Here is a 21385-nt window from a genome sequence, read left to right as displayed (position 1 = left end):
ACAGATGGTGCAAGAAAGCGGTTCCCCCGGCACAGGATCCATAGGCGGTGTATCCCTGGCTTCTTTTCTGCAGATACTTGAGCAGGAGCGGCGCAGCTGTACTTTGATTGTCCACTGTGACGACGGAGAAGGGCAGTTTTTCTTTGACGAGGGAGATCTCGTAGACGCCCAGTGTGGAGACAAGGCAGGAGAAGATGCTGTATACGCTCTACTGACGGCAAAAGATCCAGTCTTTCGGGTTGAAGAGGCCCGGGATCGGTTGCGGCGAATCAGCCTGCCCCTGGCCCATCTACTGCTCAATGCCGCAACCAGGCAGGATGAGGCTGTTGGTGAACAGAAAAGAGTGATAGATACCATGCATTCTCCCAGGCAAGCCATGAACGCGGCTGTGCAGGGAAATCCGGCTTTGCGGCGGCTGGTGAATGCCATTGTCTCCATTGCGGGGGTGAAACATTATTATATCCTGAATCGGCAGGGAAAGGTCATTGTCCAGTCCTCGAAAAATCGTAAGGTTGGTGATTTTATCACGTACTGTGTCGTCAGTGGTATCCAGATTCGCAAGGCCCTTGAGGCCCGCGGTCCCCATCAGATTCGTCTGGAACTGGAGGGCGGAGATGTGTTGCTGATTCTCCCCGGGGCAGGGATGATTATCGGTCTGCTTCTTGATCAGGATGCTTCGGTATCTGAGGTTACCGCTGTGCTGAGGTCGTCCCTTTCGGCGGGATGACCTGCAGTAGATCCAGTGAGATTATGAGAAAACTGCTCGAAGAAATATCAGTTATTCCCGGAGTTGCCGGGTCCTGTATTTTTGATAAATCCGAGGGGCCGTTGTGTGAGGACCTCCATTCGAGCCTGTCGGAGGATCTGTCGGAAACCGTGGGTACCTACCTGGTACGGCTCTTTCAGATGGGTGAAATGATCGGCCTGGATGCCCGGTCAGTCTACTTTCGTTTTGACAAGTACACTGTGCTGGGTATGCCCCTGGATACCGGAGCTGTTCTTCTCACTATATGCGAAGGCCAGGCTAACTGTTCACTTGTTGCCACCACCGCAGCCATGCTGGTTGCCGACATGCGTAATGAACTCAACGCGTCACTCTCTTCTGCCGAAGATGAGGTGATCGAAGAGGTGGAGGCGGTACCTGTCGAGGACGATGAGGTTGATGATGCAGAGCTGGAGCCTCTCTACAGGGAGATGGAGCAGGCCCTGGCCGCAGCCATTGGCCCGGTGGCCGGGGTGGTGATGCAGGATTACATCCAGAAATGGAAAGAATCAGGACCTGCTGTGCCGGCTCGGATTTCCGAGCTGGCCAAAATGCTGGTCGAAGAGATCGGTGACGAGCATCTGGCCCGGGAGTTCACTTCCCATATCCACACCATCCTGTGACAACACCCGCTGGAAGTTGAAAAAGCCTGCTGACAAACCTTGTTTTGTCAGCAGGCTTTTTTGTCTTGAAGGCAAGTGGACCCTCCGACCCCGCCCGGATATGCAGGGAGGGGTTGTCTGTGCTGGTTGACTGGTTTACTGACGCCTCACTTGAAACGTTTGAGCATTTTGTCCACACTGATCCGCAGTCGGTCAACGGCCCGGGCCAGGGTTCCAATCTCATCCCGGGAAGGGGTGACGATCGGTTCACTCAGGTTTTTGCCCAGGCTGATCTCCGTGGCCCGTTTTTCCAGCATGGTTACCGGTTTGACCACGTAGCGGCTGAAAAAGAACCAGATGATAAGCATGAGAAGCAACACTCCACTGCTGCCAATGAGGACCAGGTTGATCGCCGATTGTCTGGCCTGGGTCAGTGATTTTTCCAGCGGCACGTAAACCACGTAAGCCGAGGCGATACTGCCGGCTTCCCAGTTGTAGCCATGTTCGGTTCCGTAGCGTTCGATCTGTTCCCTGGGGGCATCGGCCGGGTCGCCGTGACAGCGCAGGCAGCCTCGGGAAATACGGATGGGCTGGGCAAAGTAGTAAAACTGGCTGCCCTCCTTGGTGATGGTTCCTTCGGCCAGCTTTTTTTTGGGATCCTGCTGGAAAATTTCGAGTATCTGCAGGTCATACTTGTCGGCTTTGTTATCAGAATGAAGCGGGTCAATAGTGGCCTGCTTGAACTGATAGTCCTGGTTGCGCTTCTGGAACTCGTTCCAGACCCCGCGGGTCAAGGCAAAACCGGAGATGAGTTCGGGTACAAACTGGTTCCTGTCCATCATCTCCATTATTTTCGGTCGCTGATGTTTTTTGAAGTAGAGCCGGGAAGATTGCAGGGCGTCAAAGACCAGGTGTCCTTTGCTCTTGGCTTCTGCAATGGCATTGTTGACGCTGAAGCGATAACTGGCCACGGCGATACCAACGGTTGCGATCAGGCTGAGTATGCCGATAAGGATGATGAATCGTGTACGAATACTCATGCAGCTCTCCGAAGTGAAGGGTTCAAAGGAAGGATGGAAACAGTGATTTTTTTTGTAGTCAATCACAGCCCGGCTGGAAAAATCAAGGAAAGTCTTTTTTCTGACAGGGATGTGGTTCTCTGGTATGGAACAGGTTCCAGGGGGTTGAGGTTGCACGATGGAGGGAAATAGTTTATTTGGCTATTTTGGGAAAAAGGACATGGTCGGCGTGATGGCAAAGATATTTTTTCCGGGAGAGGCGAAAATACAATGAAACTATCGTCATTTGGCAAACGATTTTCCACCGGTTCAGGAATATTGTCCCTGATGGATGACCTGGGCAATGCCCTGGCTGGCGGTGATATGATCATGATGGGCGGTGGAAATCCCGGTCATGTGCCGGAAGTGCAGGAAATACTTCGCCGCCGGTTGCAGGAGCTTGCCGAGGATCCGGGCGAATTTCGTAAACTGATCGGCATCTATGATCCTCCCCGGGGGGAAAAAGATTTTCTCAAGGCTCTGGCAACCCTTTTGCGAAACGAGTATGGCTGGGATTTGGGGCCGGAAAATATCTGCCTGACCAACGGCAGCCAGGGATCGTTTTTTCTGCTTTTCAATATGTTTGCCGGCCGGTTTGACGATGGCAGCCACAAGAAGGTTCTGTTGCCCCTGGCTCCGGAATATATCGGCTATGCCGATCTGGGGCTCAGCGATGATTTTTTTACCGCGGTCCGGCCGCGGATCGACTTTCTGGAAGACAACCTGTTCAAATACCGGGTCGATTTCGATCACATCGAGGTGAACACGGATATCGGCGTGATCTGCGCCTCCCGGCCTACCAACCCCACCGGCAACGTGCTGACTGATGACGAGATCCAGGGACTGATCCGGCTGGCAAAGGAGAATGACATCCCCTTTATTATCGACAATGCCTACGGGGTACCCTTTCCCGGAATCATCTATACAGGGGCTACCCCGGTTTGGAACGAGAATCTTATCGTTTGCATGAGCCTGTCCAAATTCGGGCTGCCGGCGGCCCGGACCGGGATTGTCATAGCCCGGACCGAGATTATCGAGATTCTCTCCGGCATCAACTCCATTTTGAATCTGGCTCCGGGCAGCTTCGGTGCCATGCTGACCACTGATATCGTCCGGTCCGGGGAGATTATCCGTCTCAGCCGTGAGGTGATCATGCCTTTTTACCGGCGCAAGATGGAAAAGGCCATGCACTGGATTACCACCTGTTTCACCGGGTTTGACTACCGGGTCCATACCCCGGAGGGGGCGATGTTCCTCTGGATCTGGTTTCCGGAGCTGCCCATCTCCAGCCGTATCCTTTATGAGCGGCTCAAGGATCGCGGCGTGCTGGTGGTGTCTGGTGACTATTTTTTTCCAGGCCTGGAGCCGGGCTGGAGCCATACCGGAGAGTGTATCCGCATAACCTATTCTCAGGATGAAGAGGATGTCCGTCAGGGCCTGCAAATCATTGGTGAAGAGGTCCGCCGGGCATACCACGACAACGGTTGAGTTTTTTCGCTGGAAACATCTTGAAGTTTTTGTCACTGGTGTGATGGCCTGAAATGAAGACAGGAGAGAGAAATGAGACGCTGGGTTTATCGAACCATCCTGTTTGAATTCCAGAGAGACAAGTTGCTGGGCGACAAGTACATCAATGACGAGGAAGTGGAAAAGACCCTCAATGAGCAGGGAACCCGGGGTTGGGAGCTGGTGGGTGTGACCACTACCCAGGAGGGACTGCTGGCCATCTGCAAGCGACCAGACGGCCTGCAGGCAGATGATGAGGATCATGATGCACCGGCCTCTGCTTCTGAACCCGATTGTGACGCAGTGGAGAAGGAAGATGTTGTCTCTGCCAGCGCTCTTAAGGAGCGGGAACGGGCCCATATCATGGAGCTTGAGGCCCGGCGCCGTCAAGCCATGCAGCAGCTGGAGGAGGAGCAGGACCAGGATCTGGTCGGCAGAATTCGAATTTTCTGACCGGCAGGGACATTTACGACAGAGTCGCTGGCTGACCAGGGACTCTCGATATCAATAACAGAGTGATAAGCTGGGCAAAGGCTCACCAGAAATGAAATCGCGGCAGGTTTGTACAGGTGGGAAAAAAATGAATCCGGCGCTAATGGTCGATCGGGAACTCCTTGCCTGGATGCGGGAGATCCGTCGCACCCTGCACCGGTATCCGGAGCTTGCCTACCAGGAAAAGCGCACCGCTAAGTATATTGGTGAGGAACTGGACCGATTGGGTGTCAACTGGCGGGGTGGCTTTGCCTCTACCGGTATCGTGGCCGAGATCGGCCGTGAAGGCGAGAGCCCATGTGTCGCTCTGCGGGCCGATATGGATGCGCTGCCCATCACTGAGGAGACCGGGCTTTCCTTTGCCTCGACCCGTCCCGGGATCATGCATGCATGCGGCCATGACGGCCATGTGGCCATGCTGCTCGGGGCTGCGGCCCTGTTGCGGGACCAGCAGCTTTCGGGTTGTGTCCGCCTGCTTTTTCAGCCGGCCGAGGAGTCTGGTAACGGGGCGGCAAGAATGATTGATGATGGAGCCCTGGACAATGTGGATATGATATTTGGAGGCCATATCGATACGCATTATCCTGTGGGGAGGTTTACCGTGGATTCCGGACTGGTCTGTTCCTACACCGACCCCTTTGTCATTCGGATTTACGGACAGGGAGGCCATGCAGCCCGTCCCCATGAGGCTGTCGATTCAGTGGTGGTCGCCTCGAACCTGGTTATGAGCCTGCAGACCCTTATTTCACGGCAGATCGATCCGGCCCAGGCGGCCGTGATCACGGTGGGCCGGGTTGTGGCCGGGACAGTCCACAATGTTATTGCCGAACACGCCCTGCTGGAGGGGACGATCCGCAGTGCCCATCCAGGGACCAGAGAGCGCATTTTGAGTGGCATGCAAAGGGTGATACAGGGATTTGGCGAGATGTGCAATGCCCGTATCGAGATTGAATTTTTTGGCCATCTGCCAGCGGTCATCAATGATGAAGAGGCCGCTTCAATTGCCGGTTTTGCCGCTGGACGGGTGGTGGGAACAGACAATGTCATCAGTCAGGGGCGTCCCAGCCTCGGCGGCGAGGATTTTGCCTTTTACCAGCAGCGAATTCCCGGTTGTCTTGTCCGGTTTGGCGCTGCCTGCGCCACCGGAGAGGCCGGTCCTGCCCATTCAAGCCGCTTTGACTTTGATGAATTCGTACTGAGCCATGGTGCGGCCTGGCTGGCCGATGTTGCCCGGACCGGGCTCTCTTATCTGGAGGCGTAGTCGGGGAACAGGGAGGTGCAGATGGATTCGATACCTTTTGCGCAGAGCAGGCTCGCCACCCTGGGCGTGGAACTGGAGTTTCAGATCCTTGACCGCGAAACTCTGGCCCTGGTACCCGGAGCGCGACAGATCCTTGCCGCTGCACCTGCTGAATTTGCCTCTCGGCTGGCACCGGAATTTATCCAGTCCATGCTCGAGGTTCTCACCGGGGTCTGTAGCGATGTGGATGAGGTGGCCGAGGATCTTCGCCATACCATTCATATGCTGGCTGATGTGGCCGGAGACCAGGGCATGGTGCTCCATGCGGCCAGTATCCATCCCTTTGCCGAACCCCTGGAGCAGGTCTTGACTCCGGATCCGCGTTACGAACGGATCCTGGAAGAGCTGCAGTACGTCGGCCGCCAGTTCATCACCCAGGGGCTCCATGTCCACGTGGGCATGGAAGATCGGGAGATGGCTGTACGGGTTTGCGATGTGCTCCAGGGGTATCTGCCAGTGCTTCTGGCCCTTACCGGTTCGTCTCCATGGTTCCGCGGCCTCGACACCGGCCTGTCTTCCTATCGGACCAAGTTGTTCGAGGCCCTGCCACTGGCCGGTCTCTCCAGTTATTTTGGTTCCTGGCAGGCCTACGAAGACGAGCTGCACATGCTCATGAAGCAGGGGATCATCCACCAGGTGCGGGATCTCTGGTCGGATGTGCGGATCAATCCCTTTTTCGGGACCGTGGAAGTTCGGTCCTGTGATCTGCCTGCGCGTTTTTCCGAAATTGTCGGCATGGCTGGTCTTATCCAGGCCTTTGCCGTGGCCATTATCGAAGGAGTGGTGGCTCCGGCCCGGATCAATCAGAGGATTTTAGGATATAACAAGTGGCAGGCGGCCAGGCATGGCCTGGAGGGCCGGTTTATTGATCCGCTGGGACTTTTCGATGGCCGGGTCCTGAGTCTGCACCAGGCGGCCGAGCAACTTTTCTCCCTTCTTGGGCCCTGGCTGGACAGGTATGGCTCCAGGCAGTGGTGTCGTCAGCTGGAGGGGGTTCTTGAGCGCGGTACCAGTGCCCGGCAGCAGCGGGAGCTGATGCAACAGGAAAACAGTTTTGAAAAAATGATACAGAGCATGCGGGCTCAATTCTGGGAATAATGACTGATAAGGAAATTCGATACACCAGGTCTGTGGTGGCCACCGGGCACGAACTGGTGAGCCAGGCGGCGGCCGATATCCTCGGTGCCGGCGGCAACGCCTTTGATGCCGCCGTTGCTGCCGGATTTGCCGGCGCGGTTGCTGAACAGACCCTGACCAGCCTGGGCGGCGGCGGATTTCTCCTGGCCCGGACCAGTGGCAAGGATGGGCCGGTGGAGGAAATCGTCTTTGATTTTTTCGTTGATACGCCGGGCAAGGGGGGGGGCGAGATTCCCCGGCCGCATTTTTTTCCCGTTACGGTTCAGTTCGGCGGTTCGGATCAGGAATTCAATATCGGCCTTGGTTCGGTAGCCGTGCCCGGGACACTCAAGGGTCTTCTTCATGTCCATGAGCGGCTTGGCCGACTGCCCCTGGCCGATATCCTGGCTCCGGCCATAGACCTGGCCCGGGGGCACAAGCTCAACGATTTTCAGGCCGGCTTTCTCCGGTTGCTCCATCCCATTGTAACCATGACCCCGAAAGGTCGGGCGCTTTATGAGCCAGGGGGCCAGTTTCTCCGGCCCGGCGATGTTCTGCAGAATCCAGCCCTGGCGTCTTTCCTCCAGGATCTGATCAAGGACCGGGGGGAGAGTTTTTATCGCGGCGATATAGCCCGGGCCGTGGCCAGGGATATGCGTGAGGGTGGCGGTCTGCTGACCCTGGAAGACCTGGCCGGCTACCAGGTGGTTGAACGAAGACCCCTGCGTGCCCGATACAGGAACCATACCCTGCTCACCGTGGGGCCTCCATCCCTTGGCGGCAGCCTGATTGCCCTGTCTCTGGCGATCCAGGAACATCTGGAGCCGGTGGATACCTGGGGTTCGGCCGAGTACCTGCTCCGAACCACCGGGCTGATGCAGGCCGTGGAGCGTCTCCGGGAGCAGGGTGCTGCCTCCCCCGAGGCCCTGGAAAAACTGCGCTCCGACGGATCGATAGAAGAGGCAGCCGGTCATGTTCGGCTCTTCAGCCGGGGAACCACTCATCTCTCCATTGCCGATCGGGAAGGAAATATCGCCTCCATGACCTGTTCCAATGGTGAGGGCTCCGGGTATTTTGCTCCGGGTACCGGCATTATGCTCAACAACATGATGGGTGAGGATGATCTTCATCCACAGGGCTTTCACTCCAGTCCTCCGGGAATCCGGGTAAGTTCGATGATGTCGCCTTCCGCCCTGCTTCGTGACGGAGAGGTCGAGCTGGTGCTTGGTAGCGGCGGTTCCAAGCGGATCCGTACCGCCATCACCCAGGTCCTGGTCCAGGTTATCGATTATGGTCGCGATATCGAGACTGCTGTCCATGCACCCCGGCTGCACTGGGACGGCAGTGTGGTCCAGGTGGAGCCTGGATTTTCCGACAGGGCTTTGCAGGTATTGGAGGAACAGGAGGCCATCAACGTGTGGAAGGAAAAAAACGTTTACTTTGGCGGAGTGCACACTGTGGTGCCGGGCGGCCATGGCGTGGGTGATCCCAGGCGGGGCGGGGCTGTGCGGGTGATGGAAGAATGAGCTGGTATATTCTCAAACGGTTGCTTTTGATGATCCCGACTGTCTTTGGGGTTATGCTGATTACCTTTGTCATCACCCAGTTCGTCCCGGGTGGACCGGTGGAGCGGATGATGGCCCAGATCGAGGGACGCACCGGTGGCGGCGAGGCTGTCTCAGGCAGTACCGGACTCTACCAAGGCAACAGGGGGCTCGATCAGCAGCGTATCGAGCAGCTGCGTAAACTCTATGGCTTTGATAAGCCGCCCCTGGTACGTTTCCTCAGTATGATGCGGGATTACCTGAGGTTTGATTTCGGTGAATCCTATTACCACCACAGGAAGGTGGTGGACCTGGTCATTTCCAAGCTGCCGGTATCCATGTCTCTGGGGCTGTGGTCTTTTCTGATCGTCTATTCAGTGTGCATACCACTGGGAATCTCCAAGGCGGTCCGGGACGGATCCCGTTTCGACGTTATCACCTCCACCATTATCCTGGTCGGGTACGCGATCCCGGGATTTGTGCTCGGTATTGTTTTGATTGTCCTGTTTGGCGGCGGCAGTTTTTTCAATATTTTTCCCCTGCGGGGTCTGGTCTCGGACAACTGGAATGAAATGAGCCTGATCGGCAAGGTTCTTGACTACCTCTGGCACATGGTTCTGCCGATTATCTCCTCCACCGTGGGCAGTCTGGCGGTGATGACGCTTCTGACCAAGAACTCCTTTCTGGAGGAGATCCGCAAGCAGTACGTGATGACCGCCCGGGCCAAGGGGCTTGATGAACGTCAGGTTCTCTACAAGCATGTGTTCCGCAACGCCATTATCCCTATCATCACCGGGTTCCCGGGCTCGTTCATCACCGCCTTCTTCACCGGCAGCCTGCTCATCGAGACCATCTTCTCCCTGGACGGCATGGGGCTGCTGGCCTACGAATCGGTAATGAACCGCGATTACCCGGTGGTGCTTGGTACCCTGTATTTCTTCACTATTATCGGCCTGGTTTCCCGGCTGCTGTCTGACCTGAGCTACGTGATGGTTGACCCGCGGATCAGCTTTGAGCGGGTGCGGTAGTTATGAAAACAGGAAAGAGAAAAAACAGCCTGGCCGCCCGGCGCTGGCGCAGCTTTAAAAACAATAAACGGGGCTATTACAGCCTGATTCTGTTTTCGATTCTTTTTTTTCTGAGCCTTTTTGCCGAAGTGCTCAGCAACGACAAGCCGTTTCTGGTCTACTACAACGGTCATTATTACCTCCCTCTTTTCAGGGAATACCCCGAGACCACCTTTGGCGGAGATTTCGAGACCGAGACCGATTACCGCGACCCTTATATCCTTAAAAAGCTGCGATCGGACGGCAACAGGGTCTGGTTTCCCCCCAATCCCCACTCCTACAACTCCATCAATCTGGATCTCGACGTACCGGTGCCATCTCCCCCAACCAGGGAAAATCTACTCGGGACCGACGACCGGGGCCGCGATGTTTTGGCCAGGCTCATATACGGTTTTCGTCTTTCTGTTCTGTTCGGATTTGCCCTGACTGCGGTGGGAACCCTGCTTGGCATTGTGGCCGGGGCGGTTCAGGGATACTTCGGGGGTAAGGTGGACCTGTTCTTTCAGCGTTTTATCGAGATCTGGAGCGCCATGCCCGAACTCTACCTGCTCATTATCTTTGCCTCCATCTTCAAGCCATCCATCCTGCTCCTGCTGATCCTGCTTTCCATGTTCGGCTGGATGGGACTGTCGGACTATGTCAGGGCCGAGTTTCTCCGCGGCCGGAATATGGAATACGTCAAGGCGGCCAAGGCAATGGGTGTCTCCCATTTCACCATCATGTACCGCCACCTGCTGCCAAACGGCATGACACCGGTGATCACCTTCCTCCCCTTTCGCATGTCCGGAGCCATCCTGGCCCTGACCAGTCTTGATTTTCTCGGCCTGGGCGTGCCGCCCTCCACGCCAAGCCTTGGCGAACTGCTGGCCCAGGGTAAGGCCAATATCGATGCCTGGTGGCTCTCTCTCTCCACCTTCGTGGTCCTGGTGGGAACCCTGGTGCTGCTGATCTTCATCGGCGAGGCCTTGCGGGAGGCGTTTGATCCCAGGAAGCAGTGAAGCCTGTTTGGCACCAATCCCGTGGAGTTGGCAACACCACAAGAGGTTCTGTTGGTCTTTTCAGGGCCGGCAGCAGGCACCGGACTGTCGAGTGTCAGTGAGCCTGATGCCATTATGGACCGCCACCACCATGGCCACCGCCACCACCGGACGACGGATTCACTGCAATGGAGAGTGTGGAGCGGGCGCTCCTGCCGATGCCATCGGTTACCCGGATCTCAAAGGCATAGGTTCCGGCAGTGGTGGGGGTGCCGGAGATAACTCCATCGGTAGAGAGGCTGAGGCCGGGGGGCAGGGAGCCTCCGGTCTGGTCCCATACATGGTTGCCGCCGCCGGTGGCCGCGAGCTGGGCCTGTGGATAGACCTCTCCGACCGTACCGTAATGAAGGAAAGTGGTGGAAATCCACAGTTGGCCGCAGGCCGAGTTGACAAGGCTTGTGATGTCAAGATAGCGGACCTCGTCATCATACTCCAGGCTGCCCTGAGGACAGCCGGTGGTCGCGGTCCCGGCCTGGAGAACCTGGTAGGGTGAACTTGTCCCGGTCTGGTTGCAGAGGTTTTTGCCCTTGCTCAGAAGTATGAAGGCAATGTTGTTTTTCAGGATGCCCCGGTCATTGATCTGGAGATAGGTGCCCGGTGTCGTGCAGACATTGGCCCCGGCAGGAGTGTAGGTGGCGTAGTACAGGTTTTGGGTATAGGCATCGGTTGTCTTGACTCCGAGGCTTGTCAGGGTGGTGGGCATGGTTTTGTAGCGCTCCACCCAGGCGACAATGGACTCGTAGGCCTGGTCCAGGCTGTTCCTCGTTTCAGAGAGTTTCTGCCTCTCCACGGCAATTTTCATGATCCCGCCACCCATTCCGGCCAGCAGGCCAATGATAACAAGCACAATTGCCATTTCAACGAGGGTGAAGCCTCTGTTGTCCATATTGATCCTTTCTGAAACCTGGTGTTTTACTGGTGCCGGTTTCCCTTGACACTGTACAGGAGGGACGTGACGATCATGAGCCGGTCGGAGAATGAAAGTCATGATGATCACTCCTCAATGTCTTTGACGCGCGCTCTAGCCATTTCAAGATTATATTCCAGGTCGGTATCTCCCGGGTGTTGTTGCAGGGCTTCCTGGAGAATATTGACAGCCTCCAGGTTTCTGTCCATCATCATCAGGGAGGCGGCCAGGTTGTTGGCGACCAGCGGGTTGCCGGTTTTTTTCCACACCAGGCGGTACAGTCTGGCAGCCTCACCGAAATCATCCCGTTTGAGGCAATCCTCGGCCGCCTGGAGCAGCTGTTTCTGGCGCCGATCCATGGACAGACCCGATACAGCCGGGCCAGTGTCCGGGGGGGATGATTCTGTTGCCTTGAGAGGCTGTTGGCTTGCAACTAGCTGGGAAGCCAGTGTTTTTTCCCCCCAGTCGTGTTTTTTTTTCTTCCAGCCGAAGGCAACAGGTTCTGACCCGTGGGTGTCCGTCCCGTTGTCTGGTTGGGAGAGACTGTTTACGGAGGCAGCGGTGACCATTTGCGGCGATGCCTGGCCTGTCTGCCTGTCTGGAGCTGATACCCGATTTGTTCCGTGGTCAGGGCCCGGATCAGTGTTGTTGCCCAGGTTTGCTGGCCTGGCAGAGGGACTTTCAGGACGTATATTGATTGAGGGTTCGATCGGAGATTGCCGGTTTGAGGTTGGCACGGCAACTGATACATCTCCTGTGACGTTGGTGCTGGTCAGGAGCTTGGGCAGGAGGACAAGGGCCGCTGCTCCACTGAGAACAAAAAAAAGTGTAACTGCGAGGATTTTTTTCCCGTTGACCGTTTTTTTCCCTTTGGAGCTGTGGGGAAGGGCGGCGATCTGTTTCTGTTGGGGGTCACTTGTCCTTTGACGCCGCTCCAGTTGTTTGAGTGTCGCAAATAGCTTGCTCATCTACAATACTTCCAACCTGAGAATTATGACCAGTTCTACCCGCTGACGGCGATTGGCGGAATATTTGAACATCGAACCGACAAGCGGGATATCCTTGAGGCCCGGCAAGCCAGAGTTGTTGTTCTGCTTTTTATCCTGGATAAGTCCGCCGAGAATGACCAGCTCGCCTGATTTGGCCCGTACGACGGTTGAAGCCTCTCGCAGGTTTACCACCGGAAAAGCGTAGCGGTTCCCGCCCAGATATTCTTTTTCGGCCAGAGAGATAATTTCGCTCTTGATTGGGACCAGGTGCAGGCTGACGTTCCCTGATTCTTCTATCTCCGGGGTTACCCCCAGGAGAATGCCGTCAAAAAGAGAGCCGATTTCCACACTCGGCGATTGGGTGGTGCCTACATCCGTACCAGTGGTCTCCAGTTCAAAACTTCGCAGATATGAAACTGACTGACCAACGCTGATCATGGCGGATTGTCCATTGAGCACCTTGAGCCTGGGATTGGAAAGAGTGTTGACCGAACCATACTCTTCCAGGGCATGGAGGATGGCGCTGATACTGTAGTACTGATCCGACAGTTGCAGGCCGTACCAGACCGAGTTTTCGTTCAGTGCCTCGCTGATTATATTCAAGGTTGTGCCACCGGCCCGCAGGGCATTCTGGCTGATGGTCGCCTCGAATTGTTTCCAGTCGATACCCAGTTCATGGGACCTGTCGAGGTTCACCTCGAGAATTTTGGCTTCGATCAGGACCTGGCGGCGGTATTTTTTCTTTATGGTTTCAATATAACTGCGGACTTGCCGGACGATATGAGGCCGGGCGATGACCATGAGGGTTCCGGTGGCCCGGTTGAGGGCATAGGTTCCATTGTCACCAACGTGATCCGCGACGAATGTGTTGATTTCGCTGTATATGTCAAACTGTTCCCCTGACTGTCTTCCGGAGAGTTCGAAATTTCCTCTGAGCGGTGTCAGGACGCCGTTGTCACTTCCACCACTGTTCCCCCCGCCCAGGACATCTCCGCCGACATTGAATCTGGACTCCTGCATGGTGGAGAGAAAGTCAAGGTCCAAAATCAGCTTCTGGCGTCCACTGACATAAATGGTGCCGTCCTTTTCGGTCCAGTATATATCCAGTGCGCGGCATACATATTCCATTACGGTCCGAACCGATCGTTCGCTGAATTCAGCGGTCAGGGAACTGCCGCTGTCGAGAATCTGTTCCGCTTCGTTATCAAGGATCAGGTTGAAACCGGCCGCCCGGGCCAGGACCTGGAGAACGGCCCGGTAATCTTCCTCGAAAAAAGAAATGGAAATTTTTTGCTGATCAAGCGGTGAGAGGTTTTTGAACCTTGGCTTTTGGGTTTTCATTTCCTTCTCCCGGGCCAAAGTCCGGTTTTGCGAAGGAGACGGGGACGCCAGAGAGGGTTTGCCCCATTCAGGCATTTGGTTCCTGGCGGCCGGATCAGGATGGGCACATCCTCCAAGGACAAGAATGAATGCAAGATATCGGAGGATTATCATCCTGCTATTTTTGATCATGGGGAGAGTCCTCCGATGGATTAAGGTACAGAGCAAGCGGTTGCCTGTCTGTATCGAGCATGATTTCCACACTGGTGTTGTTGATCCTCACTACCTGGAATCCGTTTCCTTTCTGTTCTTCTGTAAAAAGCTGTCCGTTGATGCGACATATTTTTTTGTTTCCTACCACGGCAATAAGGGTCAGGTGCAGGGGTCGAAGTTCTTTTTTTGCAGCGTCGGGTGGGCGGGCATTGCTTTCAAAAGCAAAGGGGTGGAGTCGACCGATTGAGTCCTGATGCAAAGAGATGCCCGGTCCGGGCTGCGGCGGTATTGATGAGTTGTATCCTGTCGGTACTGTGACAAACCAGCTGGGAATGGACAGTACAGGGTACTGCAGATTATAATTTTCCCCATCGACCTGGATCATAACCAGTATCAGGCCCAGAGGCAGGCTCCAGACCGGCATGAGAATCCACGCCCAGTTTTTCATCATCCGTCTCCTTTGCAGATCGAGAGAACATAACCTCTGATGGAAAATCCATTTGTTGTCTCGGGGGACAGTATGGGATCTGCCGATTTCATCTCCATGTTTTCCATGATAAAAATGGAGTTTGTGCCATATTGTGCCTGTACGTTCTGGTCCAGGAGCCGAAGAAGGCTGTACAGCTCCGGAAAACCGGTCTCTCCAAGCTGAATCTGGACCTGTTCCCAGACAAGAGGGGTGCTGTATTCGAGACAGGAGAGCGCCTGGGTGCGCATTTCCAGGTAGCGGATCAGCTCTTTTCGTGCCAGGTCGTAGTGGATTTTTTCCTGTCGCAGGCTGTCGATGGCGCTGTTAAGGGCTTTTTGTTCCATCCTGGCGTCAAGAAAGAACCAGAGGCTGGCACAGAACAGGGCCACAACAATCCCCTGCAGCAAGAGTCTGCGACCGGTTATTCCGGGAACGGTGTTCATCGGTTCGTGATCCTGGTTAATTTGATGTCGCAGTCGAGAAAGGCTCTGTTACTATCCTGGGCATAATACCAGCTGATATTTTCCAGCTGGTATTTTTCGGCCAGTCCGGAAATGGATTTTTTTAATTCTGTCCGGACTTTTTCCAGGTTGCCCCCGGTGGTGAATCGTATGCGCAGGATACCCTGTCCTTCGGTTAGTTTTTTTGTCCGTGCTTCCAACTGGTCGATGATGGACCGGTGCTCAGGAGCGGCGGACGGGGCTGGAAGACTGGCGGGTGGGCTGCCGCTGTCGACCTGGTAGGTAAAAGAGGAAATTTTGACCGTTGTGGGTATGATGTCTGCAATGTTGGCAAGTATGTTTTCCACTCTCGGAAGACGAACCGCGGCCTCCTGGATGGACACGATGCGTTCGACCAGCTGTTTTTCCTCTTCCTGCGGCAACATGGCTGTGATTTCCTGCTGTTTCAGGAAGATATCGTCGTACAGCTTGCCGTAGGAGTCCCGCAGGGCTTTCAGGTCATCGTGCATGTAAAAAGTAAGTATCGCAAGCGCGGCAGATGCGCAAAAGAGACCGGAGCACAGTATGTTGCCCCATTTTTGAGCCGTGTAAGAAGCCTTCCAGCTCCGAGGCAGCAAATCATATGCCGGTTGGGCAAACCATGTCCCGTATAATTCCGGGAAACGATACAGATCTTCAACGGATTCAGCCTCGAAAGCCGCCTCCCAGTCTGGTTTCCAGGGCTCTTCACCGCCGATTCTGGGCGGACATTTGTCATAATGACTGCCCAGGCATATGAACCTGTCGACCTCGAGGGCAAACTGCCTGAAAATATTCTGCCGTACGATTTCGAAGGTTTGGGCCAGCATGGTTTCTTCGTAAGAACCCGACAGGTCCGGTGGCACCATCTGGGAGTAAAGAGGGCGGCCTGCTTTAACCAGTAGAAGCTGAAGGTTTTCACCAGAGAAAAGCGCAGCCAGGACCGGTTTGGTGGTGAATTGATCTAACAGGCCGGCAATGGCAACCGGTGCGGGAACAATGCGTCTGATTGTTGATTTGTCGTGGAGTCGGGCAGATTCAAATAATTGTTCAAGGTCTGATGAAGGGATGGAGACGGTAGATAGTTTCAGCCGCTCTCCCTGCTTGCCGAGCTTTTTTATCTTATGAATAAAATGCGTATCGTCGCCGTAAAGTCCCTCTTGTTGGATTCTCTCGTTGACCTGCAGGGTTAGGAGGTCTTTTTTCAGGTTTGGGAACTCGTCCTCAAGAAGGTGGGTTCTCGGAGTGTTGAGACAGCAGTAGAGGTCTGATTTGTTGCCTGTCGTTGGGTTCCAGTCAGGTTTGACGCCTGAGAAGACAAGCCTGCCGCCGGATTTTTTTGCCGTCGTCATGAACCAGCGCAACTTATCGGGATCAAAACTGGCGAGAATTTTTTTCTTTCCGGAACCAGGCATTATGTCCTCTGTTTAGATCTCCATGCTTTTTTGACAGTGGGCAACCACTTCCGGGCAAACGCGTTTTTGTTTTTCTGCCGGGATGAGAGTGCTTCTCACGAGCAGAAAAGATTGGGTAAAACGAAATAAACGTTCCGGGAGTATTTACTGTTTAGTGGTTGCAGCTATGGCTGTCTGAGTTGTTTCTTTTTGTATCCTGGTCACCAGGTCTCCCTTGATCCAGCCTGTCATTTGCTGGCCGGTCGGGTCAAAGATCCGGATGGCAAACCATCCGTTTCGTTCATCGACCAGTTCGAATTCCTGTCCCCGGACACCGGAGGTTACAAGGGGATGCTTTGTGCCGGGAGCCTGACGGATGAGAGCCTTGTCCACCACAATCCGTACCAGGGATATTGAGTCGTGACCATTCTGAGCGGGTTTTTTTTCGGATAACGGTTCACTGCTCGATATATTTTGCGGCTGCACAGGCCGCATAAACCGGATCGACCCGAATGGCTGAAACATGGTACCAGAAAAAGGATAAAATTTGTAGAGCAGCAAGAAAAGAACAAGGATGGCCGTGACCCCCAACAAGGCCGGATTGACCGGTAACCGGTTTGACGTTTTCCGATGGCGGTTGAAATCGGGCAGAGTCTTGTTTGCCTGGACAATGTGACTGGTGGTGACAAGATTTGATTCTTCGGAAGCCGCCTGGAGCAGGGCCCGGTCCATGATTCTGTTGATCAGCCTGGGAATTCCTGTGGTTGTGGAATGGACCCGGAACAGGGCCATTGTGGTAAGGGTGATGTCGGTACGTCCTGCCCGGCTGATCCTGAAGTTGATATACTGGCCTGTTTCTTTTCTGGTCAGGGGGCGTAATTCTTCGGTGATGGAGATTCGCTGGGACAGCTGAAATAATCTTGGAGAACCAAGAAGGTCCTCGAGTTCAGGCTGTCCGGCGAGCAGAATTTGAATCAGTTTCTCGGAATTGGTTTCGATGTTTGATAAAAGTCGCAGCTGTTCAAGAGTCTCCAGGGGAAGATTCTGGGCTTCATCGATGATAAGGAGCAATCTTTGGTTTTGTCTGGCAAGGGCGAGCAGTGCGTTTTCAAATTTTTTTATAAGTGCTCCCAGGTGCCGGTTGTTGTCGTCCAGGGGAATTTCGAGTTCGTCCAGCAGTATTTCGAGTAAGCTTTGCGGATCAAGGGCAGGGGTGACGATAACTGCTGTCTGTATGTCGGGTGGCAGGTCCTGGATCAAGATCCGGAGCAGAAGAGACTTGCCGGTTCCGGCACCGCCCATCAGGACCATGAAACCGTCTTTACGCTGTATACCGTACGCCAGCACTTCTCTGGCTGCCAGGTGCGGACTGGTTTGGAAGAAGAAGTCAGGGTCGGGTGACAGCCTGAACGGTGGTTCGTCAAAGCCGTAGAAATCAAGATAATCCATAGAGCGGCGAAGGTCGCGATTATTGATACGGAGGGAAAAACATCAGGGGGCAGTTGTTTCCTGCCTGTTTTTTCCTGGCCCGGACCATTATCACCCCTGATAGGACAGGGCGTTGTCTGTGGACAGGAAGATGAATCATTTTATCTGGGTCATCAGGTCGTATATGGGGCCAAGCAGCCCGATAGCGATGACCATGAATATAAGACCGGCCAGGGTGATAAGGAGTGGCTCCAGGGTTTTGGACATGGTGTCGACGAGTTTGTTAACCCTGGCAAGATAGAAATCGGCCAGAATTTTCATCTGGCCGGGCATGGTTCCTGTCTGTTCTCCCACACTGATCATGCGGATGATAAATGGTTCAACCATTTGTATCCTGGTAAATGATTCAGCCAGGCTTTGACCATCCATGACCGCGGTTTCGATCTGTTTGATGCCTCTTTTAAGGACCTGGTGGTTTATGGACCCTTCCATGATCTGCAGGCTGCGAACAATGTGGATGCCCGCCTCGGAGAGCAGGGAGAGGTATTCAAACAGAAAGGCAAGCTGGGAGGCCTTGAGGATCCTGCCCAGCAGGGGCGTGCTGGACCAGCAGAGGTCCCAGGCATACTTGATTCGGGCATTTTTGCCGGCCAGAAATCCTGCCAGGCTGACAAGCAGGACAATACCGGGAACAAGTGGCCACCAGGTCTTGCAAACATCAACGGAGACGACCAGTACCCGGGTGGTCAGGGGCAGGTCGGTCATGCCCATGCTTGAAAAAAGAGATAGCAACTGAGGCAGGACATAGAGCATCCAGAAGGCCAGGGCCGCTGTCATGGCAGCACAGATGAAGGCCGGGTAGGTTATTGCCTGCCTGGTGTTGGAGATGATTTCCTCGGTCCGCTCAAGATGACGGGCCGCATCGTTGAGAGTCCGGTCCAGGGTGCCAGTTTCCTCGCCAATGGTGACCAGTACGACAAGAATCTTGCCGAAAATTCGTGGCTGGGCTTTCATGGCCTCTGAAAGCAGCTCGCCGCCCTCAATCTTGAGGCTTATCTCTTTCAGAGCTGTTTTCAGGGTCGGATCACCCGGGTTTTGATAGAGGTCCTGGATGGCCTGGCGCAGTGGTACCCCTCCCTGAACCAGCAAGCTCAGGTTGCGAAAGAATTCGGCCAGGACCAGGCGTCTGACTTTCCGTTGCCCAATGGATAGATTGAGCTTAAGTTTTTTCCGGTAGTCAAGGAGGGTGAGTCCCTGGCTCCTGAGATCGGTATACAGGGCTGCAACCGACGGGTACTCACCCTGGTCCCGTATTTTTTGACCGGCGGCGTCGGCGGCTTCATAGACAAAGAACGGCATTAACCAATTACCCTCCTGAGTTCATCTATGCTCGTCTCGCCCTGGACAACTTTTCTGCTTGCTGCTTCCTTGAGATCATAAAAGCCTTCTTTCCTGGCCTGCTCCTCGATGGAACCCAGTGATTCTTCCCGGGAGATGAGCTTGAGCAACTCTCTGGAAAGGCCAAGAACTTCCCCTACAACCACCCGGCCCAGATAACCGGTGTGCTGGCATTCGGGACAACTTCCGGCCTTGAAATACCTGCCGTCCGGAGGCAGATCGAAGGTTTTGAGATCTTCCGGTGGTGGAGAGTGCTCAACTTTGCATTTCCAGCACAGGCGGCGGACAAGGCGCTGGGAAAGAATGCCGACAAGCGAGGTGGAAAGCAGGTAGGGGGAAACCCCGAGATCTATCAGCCGGGCCAGGGCACCGATGGCGGTGTTGGTGTGGAGGGTTGAGAGGACCAGGTGGCCGGTCAGGGCGGCCCTTGTGGCCAGCAGGGCGGTTTCCTCATCCCTGATTTCGCCCACAAGAATGACGTCCGGATCCTGGCGGAGAAAGGTCCTGATCGCGGAAGAGAAGGTATACCCTGCCTTTTCGTTGACCTGGGTCTGGCGGATCATGAGAAATTCATATTCAATGGGATCTTCCACGGTCAGAATGTTTTTGCCGATGGCGTCCTGTTCCCGCAGGGCGGAGTAGAGGGTAGTGGTCTTGCCGCTGCCGGTGGGCCCTGTCACTAGAACCATGCCATATGGTTTGGCAAAGAGATCTTTCAGGGTCTGCAACTGGTCGCTCTCAAAACCAAGCTCACCGATTGACAGGGTAGACTCCCCCCGTGACGGAAGCAGTCTCAGGACCATATTTTCCCCAAAATTCGTCCTGATGGACGAAACACGGATATCAAAGGAATCACCAAGAAACTCGAAACTCATCCTCCCGTCCTGGGGTTTGCGCTGTTCCGATATATCCATTCCAGAGCGGACTTTGATGTTGGTGATCAACCGGTTGTGTATTGCGGCAGGGAAGACATGGGCCGGCCGCAGGACTCCGTCGGTACGAAACATGACCCTGGTGGAAAGGTCACTGGGAGAAAGATGGACATCTGTGGCTCTGTGGCTGACCGCCGAGGTCAGGATAAGGTCGACAAGGTGGGTGATGTCGACATTGGTGCCGGGTGTCGTTCGCAGCTGCCCGGTAATGGTGGTGATCGTATCATCGACCGGATTTTCGAGCAGATGATAGAACCATTCTATGAGTTTTTCCAGCTGATTTCTGGCCCCCACATGGAGACGGGGAGAGAGTCCGGTCAACCGGTAGACAGTTTCGGTCGCAGGCTGATCAAAAGGATCGGCAACCGCCACATGGATTTCGTTGTTTTCGAGCCAGAGGGGCAGGATTTTTTTCTGACGCGCCGCCTGGACCGGCAGTTTCTGCAGGGTGACCTTTTCAGGGGTAAAGGCCCGCAGATCGATATAGGCGTACCCGCTTTGCCGGGCAAGGGCCCGGGCCAGTTCCGTATCCGTAACCAGGCCCAGACGGGTCAGGCTCTCTCCGAGACGCTCGCCGGTAGCCTTTTGCTCATGCAGGGCAAAGCGGATCTGCTCTTCGGTGACAAGGCCGTGCTCCTTGAGAAGCTGACCTAACGGGAGTTTGTCAGGTGGCATGGGTGCGTAGCAGCGAAGAGGGGCCTGGGAGCCGTTTCCCGTTCCCAAAGGTTTTCTTTCTCTTTTGGGAACGGGAAATATCCGGAGCCAACAGGATTAAAATTTGATGTAGGTCGAGCCAATGCTGTTGCTGGCCGGGACATAGTCCTCGTTGGCCACAACACTGCCGCTGTTATACACGCCATCGTCAAGCTTGATATCGATTTCCAGGGCCACATCCCAGGGGAGGTCGTCCAGGCGGAACCAATGGCCGCTGGTCCCTCCCGTGGGAGTAGTCCAGTAGAACATCAGGGTGTCGCCATAGGCATGACGCGGAACATCCGCGGTGCCATCGTAGTTGCCCGATATGAAGCCGGCAAGCTGGAGATCTCGGAACATGTTATACATTTCAGTATAGGTTTGCACCTGGCCATTGCGATCGCCCACAGTGTCGTCGTCACCGTTTGGAATACCGGTCAGGGTTTCATCGCCTGGATACTGACCGTACCTGTCATAAAAGGCCAGGATGGCGGCCCGCAATCCGTCGACCTGGTTGATGACGTTTTTCACCTTTGCCTGCTGGATCAGTGACTGTCCTTTCATCACCGCGCCAAGCAGCAGACCGATGATGACCAGGACAATGGCTATTTCAACCAGTGTGAAACCTTTGTTGTCGAGTACTTTCCTCATCGTTGAACCCCCTTGATGAAATATCTT

The 21385-nt window shown here is 54.8% G+C and carries 20 protein-coding genes; 9 read left to right on the top strand and 11 right to left on the bottom strand.

Features of this window, described 5'->3' with window-relative positions; genetic code table 11:
- Window positions 1–4 precede the first annotated feature (4 nt).
- Together ACXJJY_RS00280 and ACXJJY_RS00275 are read left to right on the top strand one after the other, a co-directional pair.
- Window positions 5–727 (top strand): DUF4388 domain-containing protein, encoded by a 723-nt coding sequence (locus tag ACXJJY_RS00280; protein ID WP_456384459.1) that lies wholly within the window; start codon window positions 5–7, stop codon window positions 725–727.
- A gap of 23 nt (window positions 728–750) precedes the next feature.
- Window positions 751–1386: a DUF8082 domain-containing protein gene (locus ACXJJY_RS00275; protein WP_456384457.1), complete on the top strand. Its 636-nt coding sequence runs from the start codon at window positions 751–753 to the stop codon at window positions 1384–1386.
- Window positions 1387–1532: 146 nt separating this feature from the next.
- On the opposite strand, the gene ACXJJY_RS00270 is transcribed toward ACXJJY_RS00275, so the two are convergent.
- Window positions 1533–2405: a Tll0287-like domain-containing protein gene (locus tag ACXJJY_RS00270; RefSeq protein WP_456384455.1), complete on the bottom strand. Its 873-nt coding sequence runs from the start codon at window positions 2403–2405 to the stop codon at window positions 1533–1535.
- A 249-nt stretch (window positions 2406–2654) separates the two neighbouring features.
- Between ACXJJY_RS00270 and ACXJJY_RS00265 the strand changes: the two genes are divergently transcribed.
- The 7 genes from ACXJJY_RS00265 (at window position 2655) to ACXJJY_RS00235 (ending at window position 10446) form a co-directional block, all read left to right on the top strand.
- Window positions 2655–3911 carry a valine--pyruvate transaminase gene (locus tag ACXJJY_RS00265; protein ID WP_456384453.1) on the top strand — a complete coding sequence of 419 codons (1257 nt, stop codon included), beginning with the start codon at window positions 2655–2657 and terminating at the stop codon, window positions 3909–3911.
- A 72-nt stretch (window positions 3912–3983) separates the two neighbouring features.
- Entirely contained in the window at window positions 3984–4382 is a 399-nt protein-coding gene (locus ACXJJY_RS00260; RefSeq protein ID WP_456384451.1) for a DUF4177 domain-containing protein, read from the top strand.
- Window positions 4383–4509: 127 nt separating this feature from the next.
- Entirely contained in the window at window positions 4510–5682 is a 1173-nt protein-coding gene (locus tag ACXJJY_RS00255; protein WP_456384449.1) for a M20 metallopeptidase family protein, read from the top strand.
- A gap of 21 nt (window positions 5683–5703) precedes the next feature.
- Entirely contained in the window at window positions 5704–6819 is a 1116-nt protein-coding gene (locus tag ACXJJY_RS00250) for a carboxylate-amine ligase (protein WP_456384447.1), read from the top strand.
- Window positions 6819–8363 (top strand): gamma-glutamyltransferase family protein, encoded by a 1545-nt coding sequence (locus ACXJJY_RS00245; RefSeq protein WP_456384445.1) that lies wholly within the window; start codon window positions 6819–6821, stop codon window positions 8361–8363. Before ACXJJY_RS00250 ends, ACXJJY_RS00245 begins: the two co-directional genes overlap by 1 nt.
- Window positions 8360–9409 (top strand): microcin C ABC transporter permease YejB, encoded by a 1050-nt coding sequence (locus ACXJJY_RS00240; RefSeq protein WP_456384443.1) that lies wholly within the window; start codon window positions 8360–8362, stop codon window positions 9407–9409. The genes ACXJJY_RS00245 and ACXJJY_RS00240 overlap by 4 nt, the downstream gene beginning before the upstream one ends.
- 2 nt (window positions 9410–9411) lie before the next feature.
- Window positions 9412–10446, top strand: a complete 1035-nt coding sequence (locus ACXJJY_RS00235) for an ABC transporter permease (RefSeq protein ID WP_456384441.1) — start codon at window positions 9412–9414, stop codon at window positions 10444–10446.
- Between the two features lie 112 nt (window positions 10447–10558).
- On the opposite strand, the gene ACXJJY_RS00230 is transcribed toward ACXJJY_RS00235, so the two are convergent.
- The 10 genes from ACXJJY_RS00230 to ACXJJY_RS00185 all read right to left on the bottom strand — a co-directional run bounded on the left by ACXJJY_RS00230 (window position 10559) and on the right by ACXJJY_RS00185 (window position 21358).
- On the bottom strand, window positions 10559–11371 hold the full coding sequence (locus ACXJJY_RS00230) for a putative Ig domain-containing protein (RefSeq protein WP_456384439.1): 813 nt from the start codon (window positions 11369–11371) through the stop codon (window positions 10559–10561).
- A gap of 107 nt (window positions 11372–11478) precedes the next feature.
- On the bottom strand, window positions 11479–11751 hold the full coding sequence (locus ACXJJY_RS00225; RefSeq protein ID WP_456384437.1) for a hypothetical protein: 273 nt from the start codon (window positions 11749–11751) through the stop codon (window positions 11479–11481).
- Between the two features lie 609 nt (window positions 11752–12360).
- Complete coding sequence (gene mshL / locus ACXJJY_RS00220) at window positions 12361–13722, bottom strand: pilus (MSHA type) biogenesis protein MshL (protein WP_456384435.1); 1362 nt, start codon at window positions 13720–13722, stop codon at window positions 12361–12363.
- 157 nt (window positions 13723–13879) lie between these two features.
- A complete protein-coding gene (locus ACXJJY_RS00215; RefSeq protein ID WP_456384433.1) occupies window positions 13880–14365 on the bottom strand; it encodes a hypothetical protein in 486 nt (161 codons plus the stop codon).
- Window positions 14362–14826, bottom strand: a complete 465-nt coding sequence (locus ACXJJY_RS00210) for a hypothetical protein (protein ID WP_456384431.1) — start codon at window positions 14824–14826, stop codon at window positions 14362–14364. Before ACXJJY_RS00210 ends, ACXJJY_RS00215 begins: the two co-directional genes overlap by 4 nt.
- Window positions 14823–16277: a hypothetical protein gene (locus ACXJJY_RS00205; protein WP_456384429.1), complete on the bottom strand. Its 1455-nt coding sequence runs from the start codon at window positions 16275–16277 to the stop codon at window positions 14823–14825. The genes ACXJJY_RS00210 and ACXJJY_RS00205 overlap by 4 nt, the downstream gene beginning before the upstream one ends.
- A 144-nt stretch (window positions 16278–16421) precedes the next feature.
- Entirely contained in the window at window positions 16422–17705 is a 1284-nt protein-coding gene (locus ACXJJY_RS00200; protein ID WP_456384427.1) for an AAA family ATPase, read from the bottom strand.
- Window positions 17706–17840: 135 nt separating this feature from the next.
- Window positions 17841–19043: a type II secretion system F family protein gene (locus ACXJJY_RS00195; RefSeq protein WP_456384425.1), complete on the bottom strand. Its 1203-nt coding sequence runs from the start codon at window positions 19041–19043 to the stop codon at window positions 17841–17843.
- Window positions 19043–20689: a GspE/PulE family protein gene (locus ACXJJY_RS00190; protein WP_456384423.1), complete on the bottom strand. Its 1647-nt coding sequence runs from the start codon at window positions 20687–20689 to the stop codon at window positions 19043–19045. The genes ACXJJY_RS00195 and ACXJJY_RS00190 overlap by 1 nt, the downstream gene beginning before the upstream one ends.
- A gap of 96 nt (window positions 20690–20785) precedes the next feature.
- Window positions 20786–21358: a type II secretion system protein gene (locus tag ACXJJY_RS00185; RefSeq protein ID WP_456384421.1), complete on the bottom strand. Its 573-nt coding sequence runs from the start codon at window positions 21356–21358 to the stop codon at window positions 20786–20788.
- Between the last annotated feature and the right edge of the window lie 27 nt (window positions 21359–21385).

It is taken from the genome of Desulfolithobacter sp. (genome assembly GCF_054025815.1).
Note: the sequence above shows the minus strand (reverse complement) of the source record. Positions and strands in the feature narration are given on the sequence as shown.